This window comes from Vibrio paracholerae (assembly GCF_037672085.1).
Lineage (GTDB): Bacteria > Pseudomonadota > Gammaproteobacteria > Enterobacterales > Vibrionaceae > Vibrio > Vibrio cholerae.
This window is the reverse complement of the sequence record NZ_JBBHLM010000002.1, coordinates 559101-575352: the sequence shown is the minus strand read 5'-3', so window position 1 is coordinate 575352 and position 16252 is coordinate 559101. Positions and strand designations below refer to the sequence as shown.

14 protein-coding genes are annotated in these 16252 nt (G+C 48.9%); 1 reads left to right on the top strand and 13 read right to left on the bottom strand.

Annotation, left to right across the window (positions count from 1 at the left end):
• Positions 1-126 precede the first annotated feature (126 nt).
• Complete coding sequence (locus R4537_RS07995) at positions 127-600, top strand: DUF721 domain-containing protein (protein ID WP_071179225.1); 474 nt, start codon at positions 127-129, stop codon at positions 598-600.
• A gap of 104 nt (positions 601-704) precedes the next feature.
• On the opposite strand, the gene lpxC is transcribed toward R4537_RS07995, so the two are convergent.
• The 13 genes from lpxC to ftsL all read right to left on the bottom strand — a co-directional run bounded on the left by lpxC (position 705) and on the right by ftsL (position 16246).
• Positions 705-1622, bottom strand: a complete 918-nt coding sequence (gene lpxC, locus R4537_RS07990; RefSeq protein WP_071179226.1) for a UDP-3-O-acyl-N-acetylglucosamine deacetylase — start codon at positions 1620-1622, stop codon at positions 705-707.
• A 97-nt stretch (positions 1623-1719) separates the two neighbouring features.
• The gene (gene ftsZ / locus R4537_RS07985; RefSeq protein WP_000462808.1) at positions 1720-2916 is read right to left on the bottom strand and encodes a cell division protein FtsZ; all 1197 of its coding nucleotides are present in this window, start codon (positions 2914-2916) and stop codon (positions 1720-1722) included.
• 30 nt (positions 2917-2946) lie between these two features.
• The gene (ftsA, locus tag R4537_RS07980; RefSeq protein WP_000169465.1) at positions 2947-4209 is read right to left on the bottom strand and encodes a cell division protein FtsA; all 1263 of its coding nucleotides are present in this window, start codon (positions 4207-4209) and stop codon (positions 2947-2949) included.
• Positions 4202-4984: a cell division protein FtsQ/DivIB gene (locus R4537_RS07975; protein WP_000608982.1), complete on the bottom strand. Its 783-nt coding sequence runs from the start codon at positions 4982-4984 to the stop codon at positions 4202-4204. The genes ftsA and R4537_RS07975 overlap by 8 nt, the downstream gene beginning before the upstream one ends.
• Positions 4985-5170: 186 nt before the next feature.
• Positions 5171-6625 carry a UDP-N-acetylmuramate--L-alanine ligase gene (gene murC, locus R4537_RS07970; protein WP_000152811.1) on the bottom strand — a complete coding sequence of 485 codons (1455 nt, stop codon included), beginning with the start codon at positions 6623-6625 and terminating at the stop codon, positions 5171-5173.
• A 13-nt stretch (positions 6626-6638) separates the two neighbouring features.
• Positions 6639-7700 carry an undecaprenyldiphospho-muramoylpentapeptide beta-N-acetylglucosaminyltransferase gene (gene murG, locus R4537_RS07965; RefSeq protein ID WP_071179227.1) on the bottom strand — a complete coding sequence of 354 codons (1062 nt, stop codon included), beginning with the start codon at positions 7698-7700 and terminating at the stop codon, positions 6639-6641.
• Entirely contained in the window at positions 7687-8883 is a 1197-nt protein-coding gene (ftsW, locus tag R4537_RS07960) for a cell division protein FtsW (RefSeq protein ID WP_071179228.1), read from the bottom strand. The genes murG and ftsW overlap by 14 nt, the downstream gene beginning before the upstream one ends.
• A gap of 16 nt (positions 8884-8899) precedes the next feature.
• Entirely contained in the window at positions 8900-10222 is a 1323-nt protein-coding gene (gene murD / locus R4537_RS07955; protein ID WP_071179229.1) for a UDP-N-acetylmuramoyl-L-alanine--D-glutamate ligase, read from the bottom strand.
• A 23-nt stretch (positions 10223-10245) separates the two neighbouring features.
• Complete coding sequence (gene mraY, locus R4537_RS07950; RefSeq protein WP_000587842.1) at positions 10246-11328, bottom strand: phospho-N-acetylmuramoyl-pentapeptide-transferase; 1083 nt, start codon at positions 11326-11328, stop codon at positions 10246-10248.
• Positions 11325-12686, bottom strand: a complete 1362-nt coding sequence (locus R4537_RS07945) for a UDP-N-acetylmuramoyl-tripeptide--D-alanyl-D-alanine ligase (protein ID WP_071179230.1) — start codon at positions 12684-12686, stop codon at positions 11325-11327. Before R4537_RS07945 ends, mraY begins: the two co-directional genes overlap by 4 nt.
• Positions 12683-14170 (bottom strand): UDP-N-acetylmuramoyl-L-alanyl-D-glutamate--2,6-diaminopimelate ligase, encoded by a 1488-nt coding sequence (murE, locus tag R4537_RS07940; protein WP_071179231.1) that lies wholly within the window; start codon positions 14168-14170, stop codon positions 12683-12685. The genes R4537_RS07945 and murE overlap by 4 nt, the downstream gene beginning before the upstream one ends.
• A gap of 16 nt (positions 14171-14186) precedes the next feature.
• Positions 14187-15929 carry a penicillin-binding transpeptidase domain-containing protein gene (locus R4537_RS07935; RefSeq protein ID WP_071179232.1) on the bottom strand — a complete coding sequence of 581 codons (1743 nt, stop codon included), beginning with the start codon at positions 15927-15929 and terminating at the stop codon, positions 14187-14189.
• Complete coding sequence (gene ftsL / locus R4537_RS07930) at positions 15926-16246, bottom strand: cell division protein FtsL (RefSeq protein ID WP_001137973.1); 321 nt, start codon at positions 16244-16246, stop codon at positions 15926-15928. The genes R4537_RS07935 and ftsL overlap by 4 nt, the downstream gene beginning before the upstream one ends.
• Between the last annotated feature and the right edge of the window lie 6 nt (positions 16247-16252).

The following is a 16252-nucleotide window of genomic DNA, read 5'->3' as shown; positions in this document are numbered from 1 at the left end:
GTGCACTAAGCCCAATGTTTACAAGGTTTCTCGTGCTTTTTAATTCATCTTGGCAAACTAAGATGTACGTTTCGATGTGCCAAGAAGCGCGTTAGAATAGCGTCACACCAGCCAAAGGAGAATCCGATGCGTGATCACCGCCCTACCGCTACCGATGAGTTGATTCAGGCATCCAAACTCAAGCAGATCCAAGAGCATGCAAAAGCAATTTTGCTTATTAATCGCCAATTACAAGAAATCCTGCCCAAAGGCTTAAAAACCCAAGTGCGCGCCGCTAATGTGCGTGGTGGAAATCTGGTGCTTGAAGCAGCCAGTGCAGCGCTCAAAATGAAAGTCGATTATGAGCGTTTACATATTTTGACTCAGCTTAGACAAAACGGGTTTGGTCATTTGATCAGTATCGAAGTGCGAGTCAATCCAGAGCTGTATCGACAAAGCAAAGTCACCTCTGAGGATGTACGGGCGGCAAATCCTCGCCCACCGCTCTCTGAACATGCCGCTCATGTGCTGCTCGCGATTGCCGATCAAGCTTCTGATAAAGTCAAAAAACGCTTACAGAGCTTAGCGCGTTTAGCGAAAGCAAATCAGAAAGACGATTGAACAGGTTACACTCGCCGGATAGCGTTTTAATGCCATTGAATTTAAAAGAAAAAATAAAGCCAGACATCGGTCTGGCTTTATTATGATTGTTCTTTCTGAATGGCTTACGCGAGAACCATGTTCGGCTCAGCAAAAGCAACAGGTGAACCCACTTCTTCTTCAAAGGTTGCCCATTCCCATGCTTCTTGATCGGCCAATACCGCACGCAGCAGTTGGTTGTTCAAGCCGTGGCCTGATTTGTAGGCACGGAACTCACCAACAATCGCATGACCAGCCATGTAGAGATCACCAATCGCATCCAGCACTTTATGAGTCACAAACTCGTTATCGAAACGCAGTCCTTCTTCATTCAGGATACGGTAATCATCCAGCACGATCGCGCAATCAAAGCTACCACCTAAGCAGAGGTTTTGTGATTGCAGATATTCGATATCACGCATAAAACCAAAGGTACGCGCACGAGAGATTTCTTTCACAAAACCTTGTGAAGAAAAATCAAACACGAGGCGTTGGTCATCGCCATCAATCGCTGGGTGGTTGAACTCAATTTCGAAATCCATACGGAAGCCGTTAAATGGAACGAATTCAGCCCACTTATCGCCATCTTCAATGCGTACAGGTTTCTTAATACGGATGAAGCGTTTTGGTGCATTGAGTGTTTGGATACCCGCTTGTTGCAGCAAGTAAACAAAAGGACTCGCACTGCCATCCATAATTGGAATTTCGGGTGCATCCACTTCGATAATCGCGTTGTCGATCCCCATCCCCGCTAAAGCAGCATTAAGATGCTCTACGGTAGAGATTCGTATACCTTGATCATTCACCAAAGCAGTACAAAGCATGGTGTCACGCACAGAAGCCGGATCGGCAGGGAAATCAACCGGTGGGTTGACGTCAGTACGACGATAAATAATCCCCGTATTGGCTGCGGCCGGGCGAAGAGTCAGCGTAACTTTACGACCAGAGTGTAAGCCCACCCCAGTTGTTTTCACTATTTCTTTCAGAGTACGTTGTCTGATCATCTAGTTGCCTCGATTTATTTAGCCACAATGAACGGCCGGCACAACACTGACCGACATCCTACCAGAATTCTGAACACTGTCAAATTACGCTGATATTTTAGTCAGCTTGACGTCTCAGGAAAGCTGGGATATCAAGATATCCGCTCTCTTTTTCTGGTTTTGGCGCGACACTCTGACTTGCTGAAGAGTGCGATGGCGCTGCTGCTGGCTGAGTTTTGACTTCAACTCTTTCTTGCAAATGCTGTGCCGCTTTCTCTTCTACACGAGAGGTAACAGGGGCCGATACTGCAGCAACTTTAGATTTCCCACCCGCGACGAGGGTAATATCTGGCTTTTTCTCGGTACCGATACCGGTTGCCACTACAGTTACACGGATTTCGTCTGCCATATCTGGGTCTAACGAAGTACCGATAACTACAGTTGCATTGTCAGAAGCAAATGCCTTAACAGTATTGCCGACAGTTTCGAACTCATCCAGTCGCATATCTAGGCCAGCAGTAATGTTCACCAGAACACCACGCGCACCAGCAAGATCGATGTCTTCCAGCAGCGGGCTAGAAATCGCCATTTCAGCAGCTTCTTCCGCGCGGTCTTCACCTCTTGCAACACCACTACCCATCATGGCATGACCCATTTCCGACATCACAGTACGTACGTCCGCAAAGTCGACGTTAATCATGCCAGGGCGAGTAATCAGTTCAGCGATGCCTTGCACTGCATTTTTAAGTACGTTGTTCGCGCTCGCAAAGGCTTCCAGTAACGTGATACCACGACCCAACACTTTGAGCAGTTTTTCGTTTGGAATAGTGATCAGTGAATCAACGTGCTTAGACAGCTCTTCAATTCCCTGCTCAGCAAAAGCCAAACGCTTTTTACCTTCAAAGCTGAAAGGTTTGGTTACAACAGCAACCGTCAAAATGCCCAGTTCTTTTGCCACTTCGGCAATCACTGGTGCAGCTCCGGTTCCTGTACCGCCACCCATACCTGCTGCGATAAATACCATATCGGCACCAGTTAGGAATTCTTTAATACGTTCTTTATCTTCTAGTGCTGCATCACGACCCACTTGTGGGTTAGCTCCGGCACCTAGACCTTTGGTGATATTGCCACCAATCTGAATAACAGTACCAACGCTCGTTTTGCGTAGTGCCTGAGCATCAGTATTGATACTCATGAATTCCACACCCTCGATGGATTCACGCACCATGTGTTCAACCGCGTTACCGCCGCCGCCACCCACTCCAACGACTTTGATTACCGCATCGTCAGACATTTCCATCATCGGTTCAAACATGTGTTATCTCCGTTTTTCCTGTCTCTCAGGTTAAAACTCTTTTTGTATCCAGTTGCGCAAGCGGCCTATCCAACCCGTCATAGAGGGTCGTTTAGGTTCATGATATTCAGTATCGTCGCTGATTTGACTATCTCTTGCGTAATGAAGCAATCCCACTGCCGTAGAATGATACGGCTCTTTTACATAGTCGGTAAGGCCACTTACTTCTAGCGGTTTACCCACCCTAACTTGATTGCGGAATACGCGTTCTGCGCATGCCACTAAACCTTCTATTTGTGCTGCGCCCCCTGTCAACACAACTCCAGCAGCCAAATGATGTTTGATGCCTTCTTTGCGTAGGGATTCTTGCACCGAATCCACGGTTTGATTGACCAGCCCCATTAACTCAGTGTAGCGAGGCTCAATCACTTCCGACAAGGTTTGTCGTTGCAAACTTCTTGATGGACGGCCGCCGACGCTTGGTACATTGACCGTGTCGTCTTTGCTGACCAATTCACTCAGTGCGCAACCATATTTTACTTTAATTTCTTCCGCATCACTGACTGGCGTACCAAAAGCAAACGCAATATCACTGGTTACCGCATTGCCTGCGTAAGAAAATACTTCGGTATGACGCAGGGCGCCACCGGTCCAAATCGCGATATCCATGGTGCCAGCACCAATGTCGACTACGCAAACACCTAGCTCGCGCTCGTCTTCAGTAATCACTGCGTTGCCAGCTGCCAAACCGGAATACACCAATTGTTCAACTTTTAAACCACAGCGTTCAACCGCTTTAATAATGTTTCTCGCCATATCATTATGGCAAGTGATCAGGTGCACACTCACTTCCATGCGAACCCCGGATAAACCGAGCGGATTCTTGATGCCTTCCTGATAATCTATGGTGAACTCCTGCGGAATAACATGCAATATACGCTGTTCTTCACCAATTTTGATCGATTTTGCTGTATGGATCGCGCGATCCATATCCTCTTGGGAGACTTCTTCATCCGAAATCGTCCCCATACCTTTCTCTATACGACTGGCAATGTGCCGTCCAGAAATAGAAAGGAATACATGGCTGATTTTACATTCAGCCATCATCTCCGCTTGATCAATCGCCCGTTGTACCGATTTTACAACCGATTCAAGGTCGTTCACGCCGCCTTTATCCATCCCGCGAGATGGACTACTGCCAGCGCCAATAATATTGATTTGACCATCAGGGAGTATTTCACCCACGAGAGCGGAGACGGTGGCAGTGCCTATGTCCAGACCAACAATAATGTTGTCATCGACAGTCTTAGTCATCGTTTTTCTCTTGTGTTAACTCTTGTTCAGGGAACCAACCCACCGAGGCTCCAGTATCATACCTGAGGTCAATATAGCTGACTTGGTCAGCTTTATTACCTAATTGTTTGTAGAGCAAAAAGAAGCGCGATATTCGTTCTTCTAATGACTCTTTTCCCAATTCCAGACGAATACCATTGTCGAGAATAATTTGCCAAGCTCGTCGATCATTTAATACTAATGAAGAGATATTTAAACCTAGCTGAGCAAATTTTGGATTGTAATCTCGCCATGCTTTTAATACTTGTGGCGCAGTGCCATCTGGCCCATATAATTTGACGTATTCACCATTCACTCGTGCAATATCGCCATAAAATACCGTGCCATTTTTATCTAATAACGCATTCGCATTCCACAGAGCTTCAACCTGATATTCGGTTAAATAGACTTTAATCGTATCTGGCCACTGTTTTCTTATCGATGCGTGGGAAACCCACGGGATCGACCGCACACTCTCTTGCAGAACATTAATATCTTGTGACATAAAAGTCCCGATATGATCTAAGCGTGCTAATACCCGCTGAACATCGAGAGCCGAAACATAATGTAAGTCACCCTGTAGAACGAGTTTCGAGAGAGGCAAACGTTGTTCGTCCCACATCCAACTGATCGTCGAATACAGCAAACCACCTATCAGCAATAGCACCACCAGAAAAAAACTCGCACCACAGGCATGTTGTTTAACTTGTGGTGAGCGGGTGATTCTCTGGCCTTCTAAAAGTACCTTGTTGATCAAAGCCCGGTGATCCTGTTATCGACTGGCAATTTGATTCCCTATTTCGTAGCGTCATAGAGGGTTAAAGCAATGACTTTAACCTCCGGATTATACTGAGGTGATCCAAAGTATCAAATACCCAACATCAGAAATCTGGGCTTGATACCAAGGAATTCACCAATGAGACAACTTTTTGTCGGTTTAAATCTATTGCATACGCCCAATATTAAGTTCAAGCGCGGCTAAATGTCTTGCTACTTTCCCGACATCGCCTGCCCCTTGCGTCAGTACTAAGTCACCATCTTGCAAGATATTGGCAAGTACCGAAGGTAAGGTTTGGCTATCTGGCACAAAAATCGGATCTATTTTGCCTCGGCTACGGATAGTTCGGCACAAAGATCGCCCATCAGCTCCTGCGATAGGCTTTTCACCTGCGGCATAGACATCGAGCATGATCAGTACATCAACTTGCTCAAGTACGTTAGCAAAATCATCATACAAATCGCGTGTTCGTGTATAGCGATGGGGCTGAAAAATCATCACTAAGCGTTTTTCTGCCCAGCCATTACGCGCCGCTTTAATCGTTACATCGACTTCGGTTGGATGATGGCCGTAGTCATCCACCAGCATAGCGACGCCATTCCCGGTTTCAAACTCACCAAGATGGTCAAAACGGCGGCCTGTACCTTGAGTATTAGCCATCGCACGTAAAATCGCTTCATCGTGAATATCATCCTCTGTCGCAACGGCAATCGCGGCAGCGGCATTCAACGCATTGTGACGCCCAGGAATGTTGAGCGTGATATCTAAATTCGCCTTGCCTTGGCGCACTACAGTAAACCGCCCTTGCTGGCCATTTTGGCGATAATTTTCGATACGTACGTCGGCGTCATCCGAAAAGCCGTAAGTGATGACTTGGCGGCTAACTCGCGGAATAAGCTCACGAATCACCGGATCATCAATGCACAAAATCGCTTGCCCATAAAAAGGTAGGTTGTGCAGAAAATCGATAAAGGTCTGTTTAAGGTTTTCAAAATCGCCGCCATAAGTATCCATATGATCCGCTTCAATATTGGTCACTATGGTGACCATTGGCTGCAGATGCAGAAATGATGCATCGCTCTCATCCGCTTCGGCGATCAAAATACGGCTAGAGCCCAAACGTGCGTTCGTGCCAGCGCTTTTTACCAAGCCACCATTCACAAAAGTCGGATCCAATCCTGCTTCAGAATAAATCTGAGTAACGAGTGCCGTCGTGGTGGTTTTACCGTGAGTTCCCGCGACCGCAATACCGTGACGAAAACGCATCAGCTCTGCCAACATCTCAGCACGACGAACAATCGGGATGCGTTTTTCACGCGCCGCTTGGATTTCAGGATTTTGTTCATTAATAGCGGTCGAGACCACGACCACACTTGCATGAGCAACATTGTGCGCTTGATGGCCAATAAAGATGGTCGCGCCTTTGTCAGCTAAACGGTCAGTGACCGCATTCGCGGCCAGATCAGAACCTGAAATTTGATAGCCTTCATTGAGCAGCACTTCCGCAATCCCGCTCATCCCCGCCCCGCCAATACCAATAAAATGGATCGCTTTTACACGGCGCATCTCTGGCACCATAGCGCGAATTTGGGCGAGGTCTTGGGTATGTTTAATCGTCATATTTCTGTTCTCGTTATTCGGTAATGGCGATGATCGCTTGCGCCACCACCTTGTCAGCATCTAATTTGGCGACTTGGCGCGCCTTCTGTGCCATGGACAATAATTGTGCTCTATCGAGTTCGCGCACCATCTGGGTGAGCTTTTCCACACTCAAATCGGGCTGCTCAATCATTTTGGCAGCCCCGCAGGCCACTAAATGGTCAGCGTTGAGTGCTTGCTGGCGATCTTTATGCATGAAAGGGATAAAAATCGCCCCAACGCCCGCCGCCGACACTTCAGAAACGGTCAATGCGCCTGAACGACAGATAAGCAGATCCGCCCAAGCGTATGCATCTGCCACATCATCAATAAATTCGGTGACTTGCGCGCTTTCCACTCCGGCAGCAGCATAAGCCTCAGCCACGTCTTGTTGGCTGTTTTTACCGGCTTGATGACGGATTTCATACCCCTCACCTAATGCCGCCATCACCGCTGGCAAGGTTTGGTTTAGGATGCGGGCACCTTGGCTGCCACCCATGACTAAAATTCGAATAGCACCATTACGCGTGGCAAAACGCTGCTCTGGCGCGGCAAGCTGCACCACATCTTGACGTACTGGGTTACCCACCACAGGCGCGTCAGCGAATGCTCCGGGGAAGGCTTGAAATACGCGGCGCGCAATTTTAGCCAGCCATTGATTGGTCAATCCCGCCACGGCGTTTTGCTCATGCAGCACCACTGGAATCCCCAGTAACCAAGCGGCAATCCCGCCGGGTCCGCTCACATAACCGCCCATGCCGAGTACTGCATCCGGCTGATAAGCCAGCAAATGGCGGCGCGCTTGCAAAATCGCATTCACGATTTGAAAAGGTGCTTTGAGCAAGCGCATCAACCCTTGGCCGCGCAGCCCTTTCACTTGAATAAAGTCAATCTCAATGCCGTGTTTAGGCACCAATTCCGCTTCCATTCGGTCAGCCGTTCCCAACCAACGAATTTGCCAGCCCTGTTGCTGTAGTTGTTTGGCGACGGCCAAACCGGGAAATACGTGACCACCGGTTCCTCCGGCCATCACCATTAATTTTTTATTCTTGTTCATCAACTGTGATTTCTTCTGGTGCGTGGCGATCCGCTAAACGGCATTCATGATCGATGCGCAATAAAATCGACACCGCCACTGACATAATAATTAAACTGGAACCACCATAACTGATCAGCGGTAAGGTCAAGCCTTTAGTGGGCACCATACCCGCTGCTGCACCGACGTTAACTAAGGTCTGAAACGCAAACCAAATGCCGATGCCAAACGCGAGGTAGCCGCCAAACTGCTGATCATGCTGAAAAGCTTTCTTGCCGATAAAAATCGCTTTCAGTACCAAACTGAAGAGCAAAACTAGCACTAAGACCACGCCGATAAAGCCAAGCTCTTCAGCTAACACGGCAAATACAAAGTCTGTGTGCGCTTCAGGTAAATATTCGAGTTTTTGTATCGAATTACCCAAACCTTGCCCAAACCATTCACCACGGCCAAAAGCCATCAAAGATTGGGTAAGTTGGTAACCACTACCAAAGGGGTCTTCCCATGGGTCCAAAAAAGAGGTAACACGTCGCACACGATAAGGTTCTGCGATAATTAGCGCGACAACAGCTAACACCCCTGCCACCATCAAAGCCAAGAACTGAGAAAGCTTCGCGCCGGCAATAAATAGCATACCAAACAGCGTTACCAGCATTACGATCACGGTACCTAAGTCCGGCTGACCGAGTAGTAATACGGCGAGCGTACCAAATACCATGATCGGTTTTAAAAAGCCGCCAAAGAAAGTCTGCCGCACTTCATCATGCTTACGTACTAGATAACCGGACATAAAGATAAACAGTGACAGTTTTGCCACTTCCGCAGGCTGAAGATTGAAAAGACCGAGCGGGATCCAGCGTGATGCGCCATTGACCGATTTCCCCACGATCAGCACGACAATCAACAAGAAAAAGGAGATGCCGAGTAGTAATGAGCTGTATTTCATCCAGCGTTCTAAAGGGACTTGTAACACCATGCTTGAGGTAATGAAGGCCAACAGAAGAAAGATGGCGTGACGAAACATAAAGTGAAACGGTTGATCGGTTAGGCGTGAACTGATTGGAAACGAAGCTGATGTCACCATTACAAGGCCAATCAACATCAAGCCAAAGGCAATCCAGACCAACTGACGGTCAAACAGCGCCTCTGGTGAGGAGGTTCTCAACCAGTGGCTCAGTTTTGTGAAAGATCCGGATAAAAACAAGTGACTTACCTAACGCTTATGCATATTGCCGAGCGAGTTGGGCAAAAATATCCCCACGCGCCATAAAGTTTTTGAACTGATCAAAGCTCGCACAAGCGGGAGAGAGCAGCACCATATCCCCACTTTTTAATTGCGGGCGGATTGAGCGAACGATGCTCTCCATCGAGTCATAAAAGCGAGCTGAAGGGTGCAGTGGCATAAATTGATGGCCGTCCACACCAAAGCAGCACAATTGCACAGGCAATGTCGCCAATACGGGAGCGAGCGGCGTGAAATCCGCCCCTTTACCCACCCCACCAACTAGCAAATAGAGCTGGCCTGCGATTTTTAATCCCGACAACGCTGCCAGCGTACTCGCAACATTGGTCGCCTTAGAATCATTGACCCACTTGATGCCGTGATTATCGGCAACCACTTGGCAGCGGTGTGTCAAACCCGTGTAAGACTTGAGTGCATCCAAAGCCAAACGGAAGTTTACTCCTGCTGAATCAAGCAAAGCTAACACGGTAAGCACGTTTGCCACGTTATGGCGGCCAACTAAACTCAGCTCAGCACACGCCATGACGGCCTCATCGCGCGCAAAAAGGTATTCATGGCCTTGATGTTGAGCAACAGTAAATTGTGCCGCTTGCTCGACACCAAACGTTACCACTTGCAGATGTGCTGCGTGGTCAGGAAACGTTTGAGTATCATCGGCATTCACTACTGCGGTTTCGGCATGATCGAAAATGCGTAATTTGGCTTGGCGGTAATCCTCCATCCCCTGATAACGATCCATATGATCTTCAGAAAGATTGAGAAACGCGGCCGCTTTCAGTTTTAGGCTAGAGGTGGTTTCTAATTGGAAGCTTGATAGCTCAAGCACATACAGTTCAACGTCTGGAGAAATCAGATCCAGTGCCGGAACCCCAATATTGCCGCCTACCGAGGCCTTCACACCAGCAGCATTAGCTAACACACCACTTAAATCAGTGACGGTGCTTTTACCATTTGAGCCAGTGATCGCAATAACGGGTGTATCCACATGCCATGCAAACAGCTCAATATCCCCCACAACAGGAATCCCAGCTGCCAGTACTTGTTGAATCTCAGGAGTCGCCAACGCAATGCCTGGGTTGGTGACCACCAAATCGGCATTGAGTAACCACTCAAGATTCCAACCGCCACGATGCAGTGCAACATCCGATGAAAGCTGCTCTTGCCCCGGTGGTGCTTCGCGCGTATCGATAACCTGCACGGTTACCGACGGATGATATTTTCGCAGATAATTAACGACAGAGAGCCCGGTAATCCCGAGCCCTACGATGACCACATGCTGTATGCCTTGCCAACGGTCCATTGAAATTGACATCCTTAATCCACTTAACGAACTTTGAGTGTCGCTAAGCCAATCAATACTAAAACGATAGAGATGATCCAAAAACGCACGATCACGCGTGGTTCTGGCCAGCCTTTTAATTCGTAGTGATGGTGAATCGGCGCCATACGGAAGATGCGTTGTCCACGCAGCTTGTAAGAGCCGACTTGCAAGATCACTGACAGAGTTTCCATCACGAATACACCGCCCATGATCACCAACACAAATTCTTGACGAACCAGTACCGCAATCGTACCTAACGCGCCACCTAACGCCAACGCGCCGACATCGCCCATAAATACTTGGGCTGGATAGGTGTTAAACCATAAAAAGCCTAAACCTGCACCGACCATCGCGGTACACACCACCACCAACTCAGAAGAGTGAGGAATATAAGGGATATGCAGATAGTTCGCGAAGTTAACGTTACCGGTCGCCCATGCAATCGCCGCAAATCCGGCGGCAACCAATACGGTTGGCATGATCGCCAAACCATCCAGACCATCGGTCAAGTTCACCGCATTACTGGTACCAACAATCACGAAATAGGTCAGCACGATATACATCAAGCCCAGTTGTGGCATCACATCTTTAAAGAAAGGGACCACCAACTGCGTTGCCGCCGTATCTTGGCCGTGCACATACAGAGCAAACGCAACCACTAAAGCAATCGCCGATTGCCAGAAGTATTTCCAGCGCGCGATCAAGCCATCGGTATTTTTACGCACCACTTTACGGTAATCATCGACAAAACCGACCGCACCGTAACCGAGCAGTACCGCAAGCACAGCCCAAACATAAGGGTTAGTCAGGTCGGCCCACAGCAGTACAGTGATGGTGATCGCGGCAAGGATCATCACCCCACCCATGGTCGGAGTACCGCGTTTACTGAAGTGAGATTCAGGCCCCTCATTGCGCACCACTTGCCCAATCTGCAGCATTTGTAGACGCTTAATCATGCGCGGCCCCATCCACAACGAGATCCCAAGCGCAGTCAGGATACTGACAATGGCGCGAAATGAGAGATATTCGAACAGACGGAAAAACGAAAAATATGGCTGGAGCAGTTCAGCAAGCCAAATAATCATGCAAATTTCTCCTTGAGAGCAGCGGCAATTTTACTCATCCCTGCACTATTGGCTCCTTTCACCAACAATACTTGAGTACGACCCTGTTGTTGTTCTATGTGCTGCTCAATAAATGTCATCATGTCCTGATGGGTAGCAAAGTGATGCCCTTGACAAAGGTCGCTGATCACTTTTGCGTCCTTGCCATACGTCAGGACAAACTCAAAACCGAATGGTGCAGCATGTTCACCGACTTGCTGATGAAGTGCAAGACTTTCATCACCCAACTCCGCCATATTGCCCAAAATTAACCAGCGTACAGCGGAAAAACTGCCCAACAGATCCACCGCTGCTTTCATGGCTGGCACGCTGGCGTTGTAACTATCATCAATAAGCGTGATATCGTCACGCAACTGTGCCATATCCACTCGGCCTTTCACTTTGGATAAATGCGCTAAACCTTGACCAATTTCCGCCAAGCTCGCGCCCATTTCCAGTGATAACGCCGCCGCCGCGAGCGCATTGGCCACGTTGTGTTGGCCCATGATGCCTAACTCGACATCCACTTCACCGACTGGGGTTACCAAAGTAAAGCTAGCTATACCGAGCGCATTTAACCGCACATCACGTGGATAAAAGTCAGCATTGTGATCGGTAGCGGAAAATGTTTTCACGGTTTTGTTCGCCAGTACCACTTTCCAGTAGTCGCCACCGTTGCTGTCTAAATTGACAATCGCCACTGCACCCGCTTGTAGCCCTTGATAGATTTCACCTTTAGCGCGTTTAACGCCATCCATCGAGCCAAAACCTTCTAAGTGCGCTGCCGCTACGTTGTTGACTAGGGCGACATCCGGCTTAACCAAGGCGGTAGTGTAGGCAATTTCACCTACATGATTCGCCCCCAATTCAATCACGGCATAATCATCTTCGGCCGTTGAGCGTAGCAGAGTCAGCGGAACGCCGATGTCGTTATTGAAGTTGCCTTGCGTGTAAAGCACTTGGCCTTTCAGGCTTAAAATGCTGGCCACCATCTCTTTGACCGTGGTTTTGCCACAGCTTCCGGTGATCGCGACCGTAGGCGTTTGACACTGCGCATGCACCCAAGAGCCAAGCTGACCTAAGGCCTGTTTGGTATCGGCAACAACCAGTTGTGAACAGTCTGCATCGAGCTCTCGCTCAACCAACAGCGCCACCGCGCCACCGGTTACCGCTTGAGAGGCAAAATCGTGCGCATCAAAACGTTCACCGACCAAGGCAACAAACAGCGCTTCGGCGGGAATAGTACGGCTGTCAGTCGATACGGCACTGACCGCGCGATCCTCACCAATTAAACGAGCATTCAATACTGAGCAGAGCTGGGAAAGCATTACGCGAATCATGGTTGTAACTCCAGTAACTGTTGGGCGGTTTCACGATCCGAGTAGTGAATCGTTTCGTTGGCCAGCACCTGATAATCTTCATGTCCTTTACCCGCGAGCAGGATGATGTCTTGTGCGCCTGCATGCTGAAGCGCATAACTCGCGGCTTGAAAACGGTTGTGTTCGATATGAGCGCGCTCGGGGCAAGTCAGTCCTGCTACCATATCCGCTACAATCGCTTGCGGCGATTCACTGCGTGGATTGTCATCGGTCAAGATCACGCGATCGGCAAACTGCTCAGCAATCGCAGCCATCATCGGACGTTTACCGCGATCACGATCGCCGCCACACCCCACAATCGCCCATAACTGACCCGCACAATGCACACGTAAGGCGCGTAAGGCTTTTTCTAATGCATCTGGAGTGTGCGCATAATCGACGACGATTTTGGCTTTTTGCTCACGTTGGAACAGTTCCATTCGTCCTAACACTGGACGCAGCTTTGGCGCAGCGGAGAGCAGTGCACTTTTCTCAAAACCTAAGCTGAGCAAAGTTGCCAACGCCAATAACAAGTTACAGGCATTGAACTCGCCAATCAGTGGTGCGTGCAGTTCACCTTTTCCCCAAGAACTCTCAAAGTTCAGCGTGATACCACTTTCTGCATATGCCACTTGGCTCGCCCAGATAGCTTGTTCGGTTTCAGGTTTCGCCAATAAGGAAACCCCGATCGCATTGGGCAATTGTTTAACCCATTGTGCACCAACCGCATCATCGACATTAATAATTGCGTTTTGGCAGGTATGCTCACTAAAGAGGGAGAATTTCGCTTGTGCGTAAGCCTCCATTGTACCGTGATAGTCTAAGTGGTCGCGGCTTAAGTTGGAAAAGACACCGGCCACAAAATGGAGCTTTTTCACGCGCCCTTGCACTAAACCATGAGACGAGATTTCCAACGCCGTATATTGCGCGCCGCGTTCGGCTAAATCACGTAAAGTAGCCTGAATTTGCAGTGCATTACCTGTGGTATTGGCCGTAGGTTCAAGCGCATTTAAAAAACCGTTCCCCGTGGTGCCCATCACGGCAGCTTTATGACCGAGCAATTCGAGCCATTGAGCAATCAGTTGGGTGATGGTGGTTTTACCATTCGTACCCGTCACACCAATCAGTTGATTGTGGTGGCCGCCATACAGACGCCCAGCCAGCTGCGAGAGATGCAGATTAAGCTCAGCTAAATAGATAACCGGAACGGACTGGCGATATTCAATCAGACCATGTTGATGCTCGCTATCGGCTTGCGCTAATACCGAATGCGCCCCTTGCGTGATAGCTTTATCGATATAGGTTCGCCCATCAGTCGCATGGCCTTGAATGGCCACAAAGGTATCACCGTCTTTAATCAGTCGGCTATCCAACTCTAGATGGCGGATGGCCAAATCGGCGAGATCGGCATCGGTAAGCTCTAACCAAGGCGCGATCAATTCACTAAGCGCTCTATACGTGTTCATTTTCGATCTCACACTATTATTTATTTTGGAAACGGTTTTCATCGGGAGCGATGTTGAGAATTTGTAGTGCTCCTTTCATAATCTCACCGAATACCGGACCTGCTACAGCACCACCGTAATACGAATCCCCTTGAGGTTCATTGACCATAACCACCAGCGAAATCCTTGGGTCACTCACCGGTGCGACCCCAGCGGTATAGGCAAAGTATTCATCACTATAACCGCCAGCAATCGCTTTACGTGACGTACCGGATTTTGCTGCAATACGGTAGCCAGGCACCGCCGCACGAGTTGCTGTACCGCCAGGTTGCGTCACGGTTTCCAGCATTTCGAGCACTTGATTGACATATTTAGGGTCAACCACTTGTCGCGTCTCGCCACGTTGATCACCTTTAATGATATGAATTGGTTGGTATTTACCATGGTTGCCTAAGGTCGCGTAGGCGTGAGCCAACTGAATCGGCGTAATCGCCAAACCATAACCAAACGATAAGGTCGCGATTTCAAACTGTGACCAACGGCGGCGGTTCGGGAAAATACCGATCGTTTCTCCCACTAAATTTAAGCCAGACATTTCGCCCAAGCCCACCGAGCTATACATTCCCAATAACGCCTCTAAAGGCATGTCTAGGGCTAATTTAGCCACACCAATGTTGCTCGACTTTTTCAAAATCAGCGTGAGATCGGCTTTACCGACTTTGGAGGTGTCACGTACGCGGCTACCGCCAATCTGCATGGTGCCATCCCCAGTATCTATGATGGTGTTTTTGTCGGCGACACCATTGGCGAGCGCCGCCAAAACCACAAAAGGCTTAACCGTTGAACCCGGCTCAAACGCATCGGTGATCACTCGGTTACGCATTTTAAAACTTTGCCAGTCATTGCGATTATTCGGGTTGTAAGAAGGCGCATTCACCATCGCCAGTACCGCGCCGGTTTTCACATCCAACATTACTGCCGACGCAGAAGTAGCACGGTAATCCGCCATTGCCTGTTTTACGGCACGAAAAGCGATCGCTTGTAAGCGCTGGTCAATAGTGAGCTGGATAGGCTTACCTTCTTGTCCCTCTTCTAAGGCAATGTTTTCCACGACTCGCCCAAACTTATCTTTACGCGTGACGCTTTTACCTGATTCACCGGTTAAGGTGCTATCAAAACTGCGCTCTACCCCTTCAAGACCGTGGCCATCAATTCCTGTCACTCCGACTAAGTGGGCACTCACCTCACCAGCAGGATAATAGCGGCGAGACTCTTCTTTAAGGCCAATCCCCACTAATTTGAGTTCACGGATATATTTTGCCATCGCAGGGCTGACCTGACGTTGCAGATAAATAAAGCGGCGCGCACGGTTATCCTCGATTTTTTTCATCATCTCCTGACGATCTAAACCAAGGACATCGGCGAGCGCATGCCAGCGGTCTTTTTCAACCAGACCGCCTTCTTTGTATATGGCCACTGGATCTGCCCAGACCGCTTCTACCGGCACACTCACCGCTAACGCTTCACCATTACGATCGGAAATAATGCCGCGCGCTGATTGCAAGGTTTTGGCGCGAATCGAGCGTAAATCCCCCTCTTTAATCAGATTGTCAGGCTCAATAATTTGGATATAAGCCACCCGCGCAACCAAAGCGCAGAACGCCGTTAGCACAAAAAATAGCAGCAAATAAAAACGCCAGCGGATAAAGATAGGTGCAGGCTCAGCCGTGGTTACACGGGGAGAAACTCGGGAGGCTTTGGCTGGGGCTTTCTTCTTCATTTAAGGTTGATCACGACTTCTTTGTCTGAATCTGGACGTTTCATCTCCAGATCTTTTCTTGCCAATTGTTGTACTCGGCTGTGCTCAGCCAAAGCAGTTTCTTCCAAAATCAGGTTACGCCACTCGTTATCAAGCCGCTCACGTTCCATAAACGCTTGGTCTTTTTCACTGATCGCCTGTCTGGTATGGTGGGTCATAAACACCACCCCCATTGCGCAGCTAAAAATCAGTACTAAAAACAATAATGGCACTCGACCTACCGTCAGTAGATCGAGGGCAATTAACTTCGCGAGGTTAGGCGGCGACTGACGAGGCATGGCAAC

Bases quoted from the DNA above. Each gene is read 5' to 3' on its own strand.
- R4537_RS07995 (WP_071179225.1), top strand. From the start codon at position 127: ATGCGTGATCACCGCCCTACCGCTACCGATGAGTTGATTCAGGCATCC.
- lpxC (WP_071179226.1), bottom strand. From the start codon at position 1,622: ATGATCAGACAACGTACTCTGAAAGAAATAGTGAAAACAACTGGGGTG.
- ftsZ (WP_000462808.1), bottom strand. From the start codon at position 2,916: ATGTTTGAACCGATGATGGAAATGTCTGACGATGCGGTAATCAAAGTC.
- ftsA (WP_000169465.1), bottom strand. From the start codon at position 4,209: ATGACTAAGACTGTCGATGACAACATTATTGTTGGTCTGGACATAGGC.
- murC (WP_000152811.1), bottom strand. From the start codon at position 6,625: ATGACGATTAAACATACCCAAGACCTCGCCCAAATTCGCGCTATGGTG.
- murG (WP_071179227.1), bottom strand. From the start codon at position 7,700: ATGAACAAGAATAAAAAATTAATGGTGATGGCCGGAGGAACCGGTGGT.
- murD (WP_071179229.1), bottom strand. From the start codon at position 10,222: ATGGACCGTTGGCAAGGCATACAGCATGTGGTCATCGTAGGGCTCGGG.
- mraY (WP_000587842.1), bottom strand. From the start codon at position 11,328: ATGATTATTTGGCTTGCTGAACTGCTCCAGCCATATTTTTCGTTTTTC.
- R4537_RS07945 (WP_071179230.1), bottom strand. From the start codon at position 12,686: ATGATTCGCGTAATGCTTTCCCAGCTCTGCTCAGTATTGAATGCTCGT.
- murE (WP_071179231.1), bottom strand. From the start codon at position 14,170: ATGAACACGTATAGAGCGCTTAGTGAATTGATCGCGCCTTGGTTAGAG.
- R4537_RS07935 (WP_071179232.1), bottom strand. From the start codon at position 15,929: ATGAAGAAGAAAGCCCCAGCCAAAGCCTCCCGAGTTTCTCCCCGTGTA.
- ftsL (WP_001137973.1), bottom strand. From the start codon at position 16,246: ATGCCTCGTCAGTCGCCGCCTAACCTCGCGAAGTTAATTGCCCTCGAT.